The following is a 14,216-nucleotide window of genomic DNA, read 5'->3' as shown; positions in this document are numbered from 1 at the left end:
ACGGACCGGTCCGGTCGTGGAGGTGCCGTGGGCCGACGACGTGAGTAGGTTTGTTCTCCGTCTGCCCGAGCCCCGCGCCTCAGAACGAGGACCTCGGCCGGACGCCGCCGAACCGCGCACGGTGGAGTGCCGCGCGCGGACCGGGGACCCATGGTTCCCCTGGGGTGAATCCTGCGCGCGTGCCTGCGCGCCGGTAGGGCGTCTTCCCGCCCGAACCCGTCAGCTAACCCGGTAGGCGGTACTGGAAGAACGGAGTTCCGCCCCTGTGGCGAGCCTGAACACGCACGTGCACGACGACGGCGCCACCGGTACCGACGAGGTCGCCGCCCCCCGTTCCACCCGCACCGCCCGCCGGTTCCGGCCGGCCCCCAGTTCCCGCGTCGCCTACTCGCTGGGCATCGCCGGCGTCTGCGCGATCGCCGTGGTGAACCTGCTCCCGGGCGAGCCCGCCGAGGCCGGCACCCGCGACGCGGCATCGGTGGCGGACGCCCTGGGCATCACCGCGTCGTCCGCCGACGCCGCGGCCTCGGCGGCACCCGAGCAGCTGCAGGAGCTCACCGCGAGCCGCGCCGAGCGCGACGCCGAGCAGGTCGAGGCGGCCACCGTGCAGGCGCAGGCGGAGGAGTCCGCCGCCGCGGCGAAGGCGGAGGCGGAGGCCCGTGCGGCTGCCGAGGCGGCCGCGGCTGCCGCCGCCCGGGCCGCTGCCGAGGCGGAGGCCGCAAAGGCCGCCCAGGTGGCCGAGGTCGCCGCCGCCGCTCCGGCGGCCGCCACCGCCGTCGCGCGGATCAGCAACAGCGCCGGCCCGATCAAGGCGGTGGCCCAGGCCGCCGCGAACGCCGTCGTCACCCACGTGCCCGGTGCCGCCGGGATGACCATCGGCGGCACGCGCGCCAGCGCGGCCGACCCTGGTGGACACCCCTCCGGCCTCGCCCTGGACTACATGACCAGCGGCGCCCTCGGCGACGCGATCGTCGACTACCACCGGGCGCACTGGGACGAGCTGGGCGTGGAGTACATCATCTGGAAGCAGCGGATGCTCTCCTCCCCGGGCGGCTCGTGGAAGACCATGGAGGACCGCGGCAGCGCCACGGCCAACCACATGGACCACGTGCACGTGAACTACCGGGGATGAGCCGACCGGAGCTGCGCGCCGTCCTCTTCGACATGGACGGCACGCTCGTCGAGACCGAGGAGTACTGGGGCGAGGCGATGTTCGCCCTGGCCGCGCGGCTGGGCGGCCGGATGTCCGCGGAGGCCCGGGCCCGCACCGTCGGGTCGAGCATGGCGGTGTCGATGGGCATCCTCTACGCCGACCTCGGCGTGGTGCGCACCCCGGAGGAGCAGGCCGAGGACATCGCCGGCATCGAGTCCGCCGTGGCGGACATGATGGCCCGGTCGGTCCGGTGGCAGCCCGGGGCGCGGGAACTGCTGGCGGCCGTCCGCGCGGCCGGCCTGCGGACCGCCCTGGTGACGACGACGGGCCGCGCCGTCGCCGATCTCGTGATCGCGCACGTCGTCGCGGCGTTCGACGGCGAGAGCCCGTTCGACCTCACCGTCTGCGGCGACGAGGTGCCGGCGCGCAAGCCCGACCCCGCGCCGTACCTGCAGGCGATGGCGGCCCTCGGCGTGCGGCCGGGGGAGTGCGTGGTCGTGGAGGACTCGCTGACCGGCGTCACCTCGGGTCTGACCGCGGGCGCGGCGGTGCTCGGGGTGGCGGGCATGCAGCAGGTCCCGCCGGCGCCGGGGCTGACCCAGGTGGAGTCGCTCGTGGGCCTCGCGGTCGACGACCTCGCCGCGGCGCTGAACGGGCGGGCGCCGGCGGGCAGCCCGGCGAGCTGACCTCCCACCGATGGGTTCCGGGCGCTGCCCTGGTCTGATCTCCTGACGGCGGCCCACGTGGGGCCGTGACCGGATGGCAGGAGAGCAGCGTGAGCGCGGGCAGCGTCAAGGGACCGGCGTCCTACTTCCCCTCGATCGAGAAGAAGTACGGGCGCCCGGTGGGGGAGTGGCTGGACCTCGTCCGCGCCAGCCCGCTGCAGAAGCACATGGACGTCGTGAACTGGCTCAAGAACGAGCACGGACTCGGCCACGGGCACGCGAACGCCCTCGTCGCCTACGTCCGCGCCGAGCCGGCGCAGAACTGACGCTGCGCTCAGTCGCGCTCGACGATCGGCAGGGTCTGCCAGCCGGCGGCCGTGGCGGCCTCGGTCGGGAACGGCGGGGGAGTGCCCCCGAAGGACGGGCAGAACGCCTGGTGGTCGCACCAGCCGCAGAGCCGGCTGGGGCTCGGCCGGAAGTCCTGCGTGGCGACGGCCCGCTCGATCGCCGCCCAGATGGCCAGCAGGGTGCGCTCGAAGCGCACCAGCTCGGCCTCGTCGGGCGCGTAGGTGAGCGCGTCGCCGTCGCCGAGGTACAGCAGCTTGAGCTGGGCGGCGACCACGCCGCGGGTGCGCCACAGCACCAGCGCGTAGAACTTCATCTGGAACAGCGCCTTGGCCTCGAACGCCTCGCGGGGCATCGAGCCGGTCTTGTAGTCGACCACCCGCAGCGCACCGTTCGGGGCGACGTCCAGCCGGTCGACGTAGCCGCGCAGCAGCAGGCCGTCGGGCAGCGTCACCTCGACCAGCTCCTCGCGACCGTGCGGCTCGATGCGCCGCGGGTCCTCGAGGGTGAAGTACTTCTCGACCAGCTTCCCGGCCGAGGCGAGCCAGGCGGCCACCGACTCGGGGGCGTTCGCGTCGGTCTCGGCGCCGTCGTCCTGGGAGGTCTCGAACAGCTCGGCGATGCCCGGCTCGTCGCGCAGCTCCGCCCAGGCCGGCTCGACCAGCTCCAGGGCGCTCTCCGGCGTCCGCTGGGCGGCCGGCAGGTCGTACAGCTTCTCCAGCACGCTGTGCACGAGGGTGCCGCGGACCGCCGCGAGCGACTTGCGCTCGGGCAGCCGGTCGATGGTCCGGAAGCGGTACAGCAGCGGGCAGGTCTTGAAGTCCGCCGCGCGGCTGGGCGACAGCGACGGACGGCGCGGGGCGGTGGCCTCCGGGGGAGCGGGCTGCGCGTCGATCGCCGTCATGCACCCGAGGCTAGGCCGGGGGTCCGACAGTTCCGAGCGCCCGCGCCGCACCGGGGACACGGGTCACACCGACCCCGTCCGTACGCTCGTCGCCCGTGGAGATCGAGCAGCCCGACGTCGACGTGCCCACCGAGCCGGCGCCCGCGCCCCGCGGCGAGCCGGTGGAGGGCGCCTTCGTCGTCGGCGACCGGGTGCAGCTGACCGACCCCAAGGGCCGGATGCACACCGTCGTCCTCGAGCCCGGCAAGCAGTTCCACACCCACCGCGGCGCGATCGAGCACGACCACCTGATCGGCGCCCCCGAGGGCTCCGTCGTCCACTCGACCGCCAACACCGGCTACCTGGCGTTCCGGCCGCTGCTGGCGGACTTCGTGCTCTCCATGCCGCGCGGGGCGCAGGTCATCTACCCGAAGGACGCCGCGCAGATCGTCGGCTTCGGCGACATCGGTCCCGGCATGCGGGTGCTCGAGGCCGGCGCCGGCTCGGGCGCGCTGAGCTGCTCGCTGCTGCGCGCGGTCGGTTCGGAGGGATCGCTGACCAGCTACGAGCGGCGCGAGGACTTCGCCGACGTCGCCCGCGGCAACGTCGGCGCCTTCTTCGGCGAGGTGCCCGCCAACTGGTCGCTCCGGCTGGGCGACCTCGACCAGCACCCGGCCGAGGAGGTCGTCGACCGCGTCGTCCTCGACATGCTGGAGCCGTGGGCCGTGCTCCCGACCGTGGCCGCGGCCTTGCGGCCCGGCGGCGTCCTCGTGGGCTACGTGGCCACGACGACGCAGCTGTCCACCTACGTGGAGGCGCTGCGGGCGCAGGGCGTCTGGACCGAGCCGCACGCCTGGGAGACGCTGCTGCGGCCGTGGCACGCCGTCGGCCTGGCGGTGCGCCCGGAGCACCGGATGGTGGCGCACACGGCGTTCCTGGTGACCGCCCGGCGGCTCGCCGAGGGCGCCGTCGCGCCGATCCGCCAGCGCCGCGCCCAGAAGCACTGACGGTCCCAGCCGCCCCTGGGGCGGCTGGGACGGTGGTTCACGCGGACGTTGCGCGCGGTGCCCGCGAGCCCGGAGCGGACTGTCGGCGCGCGTGTATAGATTTGGCTCCTGGCTCTCCCGATGTGTGCGGAGGTGCGCGATGGGCCCAGGTCCGAGCAACGGTCCCGACGAGATGAAGGCGCGTCGCGAGCGCGACGTCGCCGCCCTGCTCAGCCAGATCTCCTACCTCGAGGAGGAGATCGGCCTGCTGCGCCGCAAGGTGGCCGACAGCCCGCGCCAGGTGCGCGTGCTGGAGGAGCGGATCGCCGAGGCGGAGGGCCGCGCGGCCTTCCTGTCCGAGCGCAACGACAAGCTGGCCGGCACGCTGCACGACGCGCGCGAGCAGCTGGTGGCGCTCAAGGAGGAGGTCGACCGGCTCGGGCAGCCGCCGTCCGGTTACGGCGTCTTCCTGTCCCGGCACGACGACGGGACGGTCGACGTCTTCACCGGCGGCCGCAAGCTGCGGGTGACGCTCTCGCCCAACGTCGAGGGTGACCAGCTGCGCCCCGGCCAGGAGGTCATGCTCAACGAGGCGATGAACGTCGTCGAGGCGCGCGGCTTCGAGCGCGCCGGCGACGTCGTCATGCTCAAGGAGCTGCTGGAGCCGGTCGACGGCGTGACGCAGCGGGCGCTGGTCATCGGGCACACCGACGAGGAGCGGATCGTCTACCTCGCCGACTCGCTGGCCGACCAGCCGCTGCGCGCCGGTGACTCGCTGCTGCTGGAGTCGCGGTCGGGCTACGTGTACGAGCGGATCCCGAAGAGCGAGGTCGAGGAGCTCGTCCTCGAAGAGGTCCCCGACATCGACTACACCGACATCGGTGGGCTGTCGCGGCAGATCGAGCAGATCCGCGACGCCGTGGAGCTGCCGTTCCTGCACGCGGACCTGTTCCGCGAGTACCAGCTGCGCCCGCCGAAGGGCATCCTGCTGTACGGCCCGCCCGGGTGCGGGAAGACGCTGATCGCCAAGGCGGTCGCCAACTCGCTGGCCAAGAAGGTGTCGGCGCTCAAGGGCGAGGGCCAGGGGAAGTCCTACTTCCTCAACATCAAGGGCCCCGAGCTGCTCAACAAGTACGTCGGCGAGACCGAGCGGCACATCCGCCTGGTCTTCCAGCGGGCGCGGGAGAAGGCCAGCGAGGGCACGCCGGTCATCGTGTTCTTCGACGAGATGGACTCGATCTTCCGGACGCGTGGCTCGGGGGTCTCCTCCGACGTCGAGTCGACGATCGTGCCGCAGCTGCTCAGCGAGATCGACGGCGTGGAGGGCCTGGAGAACGTCATCGTCATCGGCGCCTCGAACCGCGAGGACATGATCGACCCGGCGATCCTGCGGCCCGGCCGACTCGACGTGAAGATCAAGATCGAGCGGCCGGACGCCGAGGCGGCGCGGGACATCTTCAGCAAGTACCTGCTGCCGTCGCTGCCGCTGCACCCCGACGACCTGGCCGAGCACGGCGGCAGCCGCGAGGCGACCATCGCCGGGATGATCCAGCGCACCGTCGAGCGCATGTACACGGAGAGCGAGGAGAACCGCTTCCTCGAGGTCACCTACGCCAACGGTGACAAGGAGGTCCTCTACTTCAAGGACTTTAACTCCGGCGCGATGCTGCAGAACATCGTCGACCGCGCGAAGAAGATGGCCATCAAGGAGCGCCTGGAGACCGGTACCGGCGGTCTGCGGGTCGGCCACCTGATGCAGGCGTGCGTGGACGAGTTCAAGGAGAACGAGGACCTGCCCAACACGACCAACCCCGACGACTGGGCGCGGATCTCGGGCAAGAAGGGCGAGCGGATCGTCTACATCCGCACGCTCATCAGCGGCAAGGGCAGCGAGTCCGGCCGCGCGATCGACACCGCGACCAACACCGGCCAGTACCTCTGACCGGCCGGCGGCCCGGTCCGCGCGCGAGCGCGGGCCGGGCCGCCGTCGTCAGGTGGGCAGCAGCCCGGAGAGGTAGGCCGCACCCGCGGCCTCGTAGACGAGCCCCGGCACGGCCGTGACCGCGTACGGCGTGCCAGTCAGCGGGCCCTGCGGGCTGACGTCGACGTGCGTGACGTCGTCGCCGCGGCCGTGCAGCTCGTCGGCCATGGCGTAGTCCGACCGCGAGTCACCGACGGTGTGCCAGGCCCGGGGGAGCGGGCCGTCGGCGGCGAGCAGGGCCAGGCCGCGGCGGGCGCCGAGCGCCTTGCCCGAGGCATCGGCCTCGACGTCGGTGGCGATGACCGACGGGTCGATCCGCCACGGGGTCCGCCCGTCCGCGTCCGGGAATCGCTGGTCGCGCAGCCGCACGCCGAGACGGGCGGCGGTGAGCCCGGCGAGCAGGTCGGCGTCGAACTCCCGCTGGCGCCGGCCGTAGACCTCCGGCGGCACGTCGGTGCGCGCCTCGACGGTGGCCATGGCCCGCTTGGTGCGGTCGACGAACATCGCGTCGCCGTAGTCGGCGATCAGCGTCTCCAGCAGCTCGTGGCAGACCGCGGGGACCGTGAGCTCGGGATCGGCGTGCACCCGGCCGTCGCCGGCGGACACCCACGTGGCGCCCTTCTCGCAGACCGCGTGCAGGCGGGCACCGGCCGGCAGGCCGCGGTCGCGCAACGGGGCGACGACCTGCGCCAGGACGAAGTCGGTCGACCGGCCGGTGTTCAGCACGACCGGGATCCCGCGCGCCAGCAGGGTGAGCAGGTCGTCCAGCAGCGGCGCCGGCACGGTGCGGGTCGCGGGGCTCGAGACCGGGCCGTCCACGTCCAGGAAGAGCCCGAAGGGCGGTGCGTCCACGCCGCCATCCTGTCCCGGCCGCCTCCGCGGCAGCCGCCTAGGGTTGGGGCATGAGCGTGCGGCGGGTCATGGGCACCGAGGTCGAGTACGGCATCTCGGTGCCCGGGCACCCGACGGCGAACCCCACCACGCTGTCCAGCCAGGTGGTGAACGCCTGGGCGGTGGCCGAGGCGCCGACGCCCCGGCGGGCGCGGTGGGACTTCGAGGAGGAGTCGCCGCTGCGCGACGCCCGCGGGTTCGACCTCACGCCGGCCCAGGCGCTCGACCACAACGACCTGGACGAGGACACCGGGATGGCCAACGTCATCCTCACCAACGGTGCCCGGCTGTACGTGGACCACGCGCACCCCGAGTACTCGACGCCCGAGGTCACCAACCCGCGCGACGTCGTCCTCTGGGACAAGGCGGGGGAGCTGGTGATGGCCGAGGCGGCCCGACGGGCCGCGCGGGTGCCGGGGACCCAGCCGATCCAGCTGTACAAGAACAACACCGACGGCAAGGGTGCCTCGTACGGCTCGCACGAGAACTACCTGATGGACCGGCGGACACCGTTCATCGACATCATCCGCGGGCTCGTGCCGTTCTTCGTCACCCGCCAGGTCTTCGCCGGTGCGGGACGGGTGGGCATCGGCACCGAGAGCCGCACCCAGGGTTTCCAGCTGTCCCAGCGCGCCGACTTCTTCGAGGTCGAGGTCGGCCTGGAGACGACGCTCAAGCGTCCGATCATCAACACCCGCGACGAGCCGCACGCCGACGCCGACAAGTACCGCCGGCTGCACGTGATCATCGGCGACGCCAACCTCGCCGAGCTGTCCACCTACCTCAAGGTCGGGACGACGTCGCTCGTGCTGGCGATGATCGAGGCCCGCTACCTCCCGCGCGACCTCGCGCTCGAGGAGCCGGTCGAGGCGCTCCAGGCCATCAGTCACGACCCGTCGCTGACCCACACGGTCCGGCTGCGCGACGGCCGGACGATGACCGCGCTGGACATCCAGCACGTGTACCTGGAGCAGGCGCGGAAGTTCGTCGAGCGCGAGGGCGCCGACGAGCAGACCGCCGACGTGCTGGAGCGGTGGTCCGAGGTCCTGGAGGACCTGGCGGTCGACCCGATGCGGCTGGCCGACCGGCTGGACTGGCCGGCGAAGCTGCGGCTGCTGGAGGGCTACCGGTCGCGGGACGGGCTGGGCTGGGGGGACTCGCGGCTGCAGCTGGTCGACCTGCAGTACTCCGACGTCCGGCCGGAGAAGGGCCTCTACAACCGCCTGGTGGCGCGCGGCTCGATGCAGCGGCTGCTCACCGACGACGAGGTGACGCGGGCGATGACCTCGCCGCCGTCGGACACCCGGGCGTTCTTCCGCGGCGAGTGCCTGCGGCGCTTCCCGGCGCAGGTGGCCGCCGCCTCCTGGGACTCGGTGGTCTTCGACCTCGGCCGGGAGAACCTGGTGCGGATCCCGACCATGGAGCCGCTGCGCGGCACCCGCGAGCACGTCGGTGCGCTGTTCGAGGCGTCGGCGACGGCGCAGGAGCTGGTCGACACCATCACCGGCGGCTGATCCACAGGTCCGGAAGCTCGTCCACGGCACCCGTCCGGCGGACCCCGGATGTCACATCCGGCGGGTACTTTCACGCTCAGCAGCAGTTCCCACGACGGGAGGGCATGACATGGCCACCAGGGACACCGGCGGGCAGCAGAAGGCGACGCGGTCGCGCGAGGAGACCGACGAGGTCGAGGCCTCGGTCGACACCGAGGCCGCCGAGCGCCGCCAGGAGCTGACCGAGGACGTCGACTCTCTTCTCGACGAGATCGACGACGTCCTCGAGGAGAATTCCGAGGAGTTCGTGCGCTCGTACGTGCAAAAAGGGGGTCAGTGAACGATCTTGTTCCGTAATCCATCGGCATGGAGGAGAAGTTCTGCCGGGACTGCGGGCAAGAACGTCCACTCTCCGAGTTCACGCGTAACCGCAATTCCAGGGACGGTTACGCCTTCTACTGCCGTGACCACGCGCGCAGGCGGCATCAGGACAGCCGTGACCGCCGCACGGGCGGTCCCGGACGTCGCTCTCCACGCGGCATCCAGGTGCCTGAGGGCCACAAGTGGTGCCCAGACTGCGGAGAGGTGCTACCGCTCGAGGCCTTCGGTCGAAATGCAGCCGCACGGAGTGGCCTGAACAGCTACTGCAAGCCATGCCACAACGCGCGGACCCGCCGTTCGAAGGAAGCGGTCGGCGGCGAGCGCACCTACCACCTCCGCCGGCGGTATGGCATGACCGGGGCCGAGGCGGACGCGATGCTCGACGAGCAGGGTGGCCTGTGCGCGATCTGCCGGTCAGCGCCGGCGGTGCACGTCGATCACGATCACGGCACCGGCGCGGTCCGCGCCCTGCTGTGCTTCAACTGCAACGGTGGGCTCGGCCAGTTCCGCGACGACCCGGAGATCCTCCGTGCCGCGGCGGAGTACGTCCGCTTCCACGCCATGAGCCAACGCTTGATAGCGATGTTCCACGCGGCGGGCTTCCCATCGGTCCGGGCCATCCGGGTGGACGTGGCGCCGGTAGGGTCGGACCGACGCCCGGGCAGCGTTCGCAGCACGGGCCGTACCAGCAGGTCACGCCGACGGAAGACGGCGGGAGAGGCGGATGGGTGAACGAGTCGTCAGCTGGCCGGAGCGGGTTCCCGCCCGCGTACCTGGACCGGGTGGGTTCCTCGTTCACCGACTTCCTGGCGTCCACCGCGCCGGACCTGCTCCCCGGCCGGCGCCCCGTCCCGCAGCTGCCGGTGGGTGACATCACCCCGCACGGCACCACGATCGTCGCGGCGACCTACGACGGCGGCGTCCTCATGGGCGGCGACCGGCGCGCCACGATGGGCAACCTGATCAGCTCCCGCGACATCGAGAAGGTCTACCCGGCCGACTCCTACAGCGTCATCGGCATCGCCGGCGCCGCGGGCATCGCCATCGAGATGGTGAAGCTCTACCAGGTCGAGCTGGAGCACTACGAGAAGATCGAGGGGCTCACGATGTCCCTCGACGGCAAGGCCAACCGCCTCGCCCAGATGATCCGCGGCAACCTCGGCGCCGCCCTGCAGGGCCTCGCCGTCGTCCCGCTGTTCGCCGGCTTCGACCTCGACGCCGCGCCCGGCGCGACCCCCGGCCGGATCTTCAGCTACGACGTCACCGGCGGGAACTACGAGGAACGGGGCTACGCCGCGGTCGGCTCCGGCAGCCTCTTCGCCAAGAACAGCCTCAAGAAGACCTGGCGCCAGGGCCTGGACGCCCCCGCCGCCGTCCGCACCGTCGTCGAGGCGCTCTACGACGCCGCCGACGACGACTCCGCCACCGGTGGCCCGGACCCGGTGCGCCGGCTCTACCCGATCGTCTACCGCGTCGACGCCGAGGGCGCCGTTCGGCTCACCGACGCCGAGGTGGCCGCCGTCGCGGACACGATCGTCACCGAGCGGGCGGCTGCCGACCGCCAGAACATGACGCGGGAGGCCTGAGCCATGACCATGCCGTACTACGCCTCCGCCGAGCAGGTCATGCGCGACCGCTCGGAGTACGCCCGCAAGGGGATCTCCCGCGGTCGCAGCGTCGCCGTCCTGACCTACGCCGACGGCGTGCTGTTCATCGCCGAGAACCCCAGCTCCACCCTGCACAAGGTCGGCGAGATCTACGACCGGATCGGCTTCGCCGCCGTCGGCCGGTACAGCGAGTTCGAGAGCCTGCGCGTCGCCGGTGTCCGCCTGGCCGACGTCCGCGGCTACTCCTACAACCGCCGCGACGTGACCGGCCGGGTCATCGCCAACGCCTACGCGCAGACCCTCGGCGCCATCTTCACCGAGCAGATGAAGCCCTACGAGGTCGAGCTGTGCGTCGCCGAGGTCGGCGACCGGCCCGAGAGCGACCAGCTCTACCGCCTGACCTTCGACGGCTCGGTCGTCGACGAGCCCAGCTTCGTGGTCATGGGCGGCCAGGCCGAGGCGGTCACCGGCCACCTGCGGGACAACTTCCACCCCGGCATGAGCCTCACCGACGCGCTCCAGGTCGGCGTCCGGGCGCTGTCGGCGGTCAGCCCGGTCACCGCCGGCTCCGGCAACGGCGGGCCCACGACGCTCACCGCCGAGCAGCTCGAGGTCGCCGTTCTGGACCGGCGCCGGCCCAAGCGCGCGTTCCGGCGGATCACCGGGGCCGCGCTGCGCTCGCTGCTCGGGGAGCAGGCACCGCACGGCGCGCAGCACGGCACCGCCCACCACGCGCCGTCGCACCCGGCCCCCGGCACGCCGGCCGGCCTCGGCGACCCGGCCGCGCCGGACACCGCCGGCGGCGCCGAGCACACCGGCGAGGCCCACCCGGACACCGGGGAGGACGAGAACAGCTGACGCCGCCGGGGTAGGGGAGCGGCATGCCCACCTACCGCGTGAACCACGACGCCGTGAAGCAGGCCCGGCAGCTCATCGACGACGGGAAGGTCGACGACACCACCGAGTGGTCGGACGCCGCGCCCTCCGCCGACGACGGCAACACCGAGCTGGAGGAGCACGGCTGGCACGCCTACGCCGCCTGGCACCTCGCGATCGACGAGGACGCCAACGAGGAGACCAAGGCGCGCCACCGGTTCCCCTACGGGGACTTCCGGACGGTCAACCGCGCCGCGCTGATCCACGGCAAGCAGCGCGCCGCCCAGAACGGGCACGACGACGTCGAGGAGGCGTTCGACGAGCTCCTCCGGCGCGTCGACGAGCGCCGGTAGCGAGACCGGCGCTGCGCACCCGGCCGCTGTCGCTCCACGGGCCTAGTCTCGGGACGTGGACCGACGGATCTTCGGCATCGAGACCGAGTACGGCGTCACGTGCACCTTCCGCGGGCAGCGCCGGCTCTCCCCGGACGAGGTCGCCCGCTACCTGTTCCGCCGCGTGGTGTCGTGGGGCCGCAGCTCCAACGTCTTCCTGCGCAACGGCTCCCGGCTCTACCTCGACGTCGGCAGCCACCCCGAGTACGCCACCGCCGAGTGCGACGACCTGACCGAGCTCGTCGTGCACGACAAGGCCGGCGAGCGGATCCTCGAGGGCCTCCTGGTCGACGCCGAGCAGCGGCTGGCCGAGGAGGGCGTCACCGGCGACATCTACCTGTTCAAGAACAACACCGACTCCGCCGGGAACAGCTACGGCTGCCACGAGAACTACCTGGTCGGCCGGCACGGCGAGTTCAGCCGCCTGGCCGACGTCCTCATCCCGTTCCTGGTCAGCCGGCAGATCGTCGTCGGCGCCGGCAAGGTGCTGCAGACGCCGCGCGGGGCCATCTACTGCGTCAGCCAGCGCGCCGAGCACATCTGGGAGGGCGTCTCCAGCGCCACCACGCGCAGCCGGCCGATCATCAACACCCGCGACGAGCCGCACGCCGACGCCGAGCGCTACCGCCGGCTGCACGTCATCGTCGGCGACTCGAACATGAGCGAGACGACGACGCTGCTCAAGGTCACCATGACCGACCTCGTGCTGCGGATGATCGAGGCCGGCGTCCCGATCCGGGACATGACGCTGGAGAACCCGATCCGCGCCATCCGCGAGATCAGCCACGACATCACCGGACGGCGCAAGGTCCGGCTCTCCAACGGCCGCGAGATGTCGGCCCTGGAGATCCAGAGCGAGTACCACGACCGCGCGATGGAGTTCGCCGATCGCGAGGGCTTCGGCCCGGTGCACCGGCAGATGCTCGAGCTGTGGGGCCGGGTGCTCAAGGCGGTGGACACCGAGGACCTCAGCCTCATCGACCGCGAGGTCGACTGGGCCATCAAGCACAGCCTCATCGAGCGCTACCGCGCCAGCCGCGACCTCCCGCTGTCGCACCCCCGCGTCGCGCAGATGGACCTCGCCTACCACGACATCAGCCGCACCCGCGGGCTGTACTACCTGCTCGAGCGCGCCGGTCAGGTGGAGCGGGTGGCCCACGAGCCGCGGGTCTTCGAGGCGAAGAACGTGCCGCCGCAGACCACCCGCGCCCGCCTGCGCGGGGAGTTCATCCGCAAGGCCCAGGAGAAGCGGCGCGACTTCACCGTCGACTGGGTGCACCTCAAGCTCAACGACCAGGCCCAGCGCACCGTGCTGTGCAAGGACCCGTTCAAGGCCGTCGACGACCGCGTGGACAAGCTGATCGCCAGCACGTGAGCGAGCGAGTGCGACGAACTCGTGGCCATGAGCCGCTGATGGCCACGAGTTCGTCGCACTCGGCGGATCAGTCGCCGACCGGCTCCACCGGCACCGGGACGGCCAGCGCCGCGTAGCGGCCGGCGGCCGCGGCCGCCAGGAAGTAGGCCCGCTCCTCGGGCATGCCGCGGCCCATCGTCCGCAGCGGAACGGGGGACAGGCCCAGGGCCTCCTCCAGGCCGTCGGTGTCCACCCACACCACCGGGTTGCGCGCCGGTTGGCCGGCGAGGTCCTCGTCGACCTGCGAGCCCAGTTCCGACCCCAGCCCGCGCGGCGCGACCAGGGTGACCCCGCCCAGCGCCACCCGGCCGAACGCGGTCAGCGAGTGGTGGGAGACCCCGCGGTGCCGCGGTCGTGGGTCGGCGTCGGAGATCCGCAGCGCGCCGATGGCCTGCCCGCCGAGCACCGTCACCGCGTTGCACGCCTCACCGGCGGCCACCCCGGAGAAGCCCCACGGCGTCCCGGTGCCCAGGTTGCCGGGGCCCTGGGCCACGATGGCGACGTCGGCGCCCAGCACGTGCCTGGCCGCCAGCAGCCCGGTGTGCACGGTGACCGCCTCCAGGTCGCCGCCGAACGCCTGGCCCACCGTGACCACGCCCGCGAGCGACTTCCGCAGCCCGTCGAGGGTCCGCGAGAACCCGGCGGCCAGCGCGCCGCCGTCGGTCATCACGTAGGCGACCTTCAGGTCCGGGTCGGTGGCCAGCACCCCGATGAGGGCGGCGGGCAGCGCGGAGTGCAGGTCGGCGACCACGACCGGCATGCCCTCGAGCGAGTCGGCCTCGGCCAGCGTCGCGTGGTGCTCGGTCTCCTGCTCGTCGACGCCCTGCACGGTCACCTGCAACGGCGTGTAGCGCGCCTTCACCAGGTGGCCGGGCCCGGTGGGGTCGGCGGGCAGGCGGTCGGGGACGGCGACGACGAGCGCGTACCCGCCGGTGCCGAGGTTCTGCGCCCAGGCCGTGGTGTTGAGCAGCACCGCGTCGCCCACCTCGGGCACGCCCACCAGCGACGGGTAGGCCAGCGCCCGCACCTCGCCGTCGTCGGGGACGGCGACGGTCAGCTCCAGCGCGTCCCGCCACGCCCGGCCGACGGCCGTGACCTCGCCGCGGCGCCAGCGGATGCGGGAGGAGTTCGGCACGCGGGCAGCCTATG

The 14,216-nt window shown here is 72.6% G+C and carries 15 protein-coding genes and 1 riboswitch; of the genes, 12 read left to right on the top strand and 3 right to left on the bottom strand.

Annotated features, from left to right (window positions below):
- The first annotated feature begins 95 nt into the window (after positions 1-95).
- A riboswitch (cyclic di-AMP (ydaO/yuaA leader) is annotated at positions 96-253 on the top strand.
- A gap of 12 nt (positions 254-265) precedes the next feature.
- From DQ241_RS20860 to DQ241_RS10235, 3 genes are all read left to right on the top strand, one after another.
- Complete coding sequence (locus DQ241_RS20860; RefSeq protein ID WP_233492356.1) at positions 266-1,132, top strand: hypothetical protein; 867 nt, start codon at positions 266-268, stop codon at positions 1,130-1,132.
- Positions 1,129-1,839, top strand: coding sequence for an HAD family phosphatase (locus tag DQ241_RS10240; RefSeq protein WP_113830088.1), 711 nt, complete (start codon positions 1,129-1,131; stop codon positions 1,837-1,839). The genes DQ241_RS20860 and DQ241_RS10240 overlap by 4 nt, the downstream gene beginning before the upstream one ends.
- Before the next feature lie 89 nt (positions 1,840-1,928).
- Positions 1,929-2,144, top strand: a complete 216-nt coding sequence (locus DQ241_RS10235; RefSeq protein ID WP_113830087.1) for a DUF4287 domain-containing protein — start codon at positions 1,929-1,931, stop codon at positions 2,142-2,144.
- Between the two features lie 8 nt (positions 2,145-2,152).
- Here the strand turns inward: DQ241_RS10235 and DQ241_RS10230 are convergent, their stop codons facing one another.
- On the bottom strand, positions 2,153-3,067 hold the full coding sequence (locus DQ241_RS10230) for a PD-(D/E)XK nuclease family protein (protein ID WP_113830086.1): 915 nt from the start codon (positions 3,065-3,067) through the stop codon (positions 2,153-2,155).
- 101 nt (positions 3,068-3,168) lie between these two features.
- On the opposite strand from DQ241_RS10230, the gene DQ241_RS10225 reads away from it, so the two are divergent.
- Positions 3,169-4,053, top strand: a complete 885-nt coding sequence (locus tag DQ241_RS10225; protein ID WP_370444376.1) for a tRNA (adenine-N1)-methyltransferase — start codon at positions 3,169-3,171, stop codon at positions 4,051-4,053.
- 139 nt (positions 4,054-4,192) lie between these two features.
- Complete coding sequence (gene arc, locus DQ241_RS10220) at positions 4,193-5,974, top strand: proteasome ATPase (RefSeq protein WP_199584358.1); 1,782 nt, start codon at positions 4,193-4,195, stop codon at positions 5,972-5,974.
- A 48-nt stretch (positions 5,975-6,022) separates the two neighbouring features.
- Here arc and DQ241_RS10215 read toward each other — a convergent pair whose 3' ends face one another.
- Positions 6,023-6,865 (bottom strand): hypothetical protein, encoded by an 843-nt coding sequence (locus DQ241_RS10215; protein WP_113830085.1) that lies wholly within the window; start codon positions 6,863-6,865, stop codon positions 6,023-6,025.
- Positions 6,866-6,915: 50 nt separating this feature from the next.
- Here DQ241_RS10215 and dop point away from each other — a divergent pair, with 50 nt between their 5' ends.
- The 7 genes from dop (at position 6,916) to pafA (ending at position 13,028) form a co-directional block, all read left to right on the top strand.
- The gene (gene dop, locus DQ241_RS10210) at positions 6,916-8,418 is read left to right on the top strand and encodes a depupylase/deamidase Dop (RefSeq protein WP_113830084.1); all 1,503 of its coding nucleotides are present in this window, start codon (positions 6,916-6,918) and stop codon (positions 8,416-8,418) included.
- Positions 8,419-8,527: 109 nt separating this feature from the next.
- The gene (locus DQ241_RS10205; protein WP_113830083.1) at positions 8,528-8,737 is read left to right on the top strand and encodes a ubiquitin-like protein Pup; all 210 of its coding nucleotides are present in this window, start codon (positions 8,528-8,530) and stop codon (positions 8,735-8,737) included.
- A 26-nt stretch (positions 8,738-8,763) separates the two neighbouring features.
- Positions 8,764-9,510 carry an endonuclease VII domain-containing protein gene (locus DQ241_RS10200; RefSeq protein WP_113830082.1) on the top strand — a complete coding sequence of 249 codons (747 nt, stop codon included), beginning with the start codon at positions 8,764-8,766 and terminating at the stop codon, positions 9,508-9,510.
- 50 nt (positions 9,511-9,560) lie between these two features.
- Positions 9,561-10,364, top strand: a complete 804-nt coding sequence (prcB, locus tag DQ241_RS10195; protein WP_233492355.1) for a proteasome subunit beta — start codon at positions 9,561-9,563, stop codon at positions 10,362-10,364.
- Between the two features lie 3 nt (positions 10,365-10,367).
- Positions 10,368-11,243, top strand: coding sequence for a proteasome subunit alpha (gene prcA, locus DQ241_RS10190; protein WP_113830081.1), 876 nt, complete (start codon positions 10,368-10,370; stop codon positions 11,241-11,243).
- 23 nt (positions 11,244-11,266) lie between these two features.
- On the top strand, positions 11,267-11,614 hold the full coding sequence (locus DQ241_RS10185; protein WP_113830080.1) for a hypothetical protein: 348 nt from the start codon (positions 11,267-11,269) through the stop codon (positions 11,612-11,614).
- Between the two features lie 55 nt (positions 11,615-11,669).
- Positions 11,670-13,028, top strand: a complete 1,359-nt coding sequence (pafA, locus tag DQ241_RS10180) for a Pup--protein ligase (protein ID WP_113830079.1) — start codon at positions 11,670-11,672, stop codon at positions 13,026-13,028.
- A 67-nt stretch (positions 13,029-13,095) separates the two neighbouring features.
- Here pafA and DQ241_RS10175 read toward each other — a convergent pair whose 3' ends face one another.
- Positions 13,096-14,202 carry a DUF3866 family protein gene (locus tag DQ241_RS10175; RefSeq protein WP_199584341.1) on the bottom strand — a complete coding sequence of 369 codons (1,107 nt, stop codon included), beginning with the start codon at positions 14,200-14,202 and terminating at the stop codon, positions 13,096-13,098.
- Between the last annotated feature and the right edge of the window lie 14 nt (positions 14,203-14,216).

The organism is Blastococcus sp. TF02A-30, from assembly GCF_003319185.1.
Taxonomy (GTDB): Bacteria; Actinomycetota; Actinomycetes; order Mycobacteriales; family Geodermatophilaceae; genus Blastococcus.
Note: the sequence above shows the minus strand (reverse complement) of the source record. Positions and strands in the feature narration are given on the sequence as shown.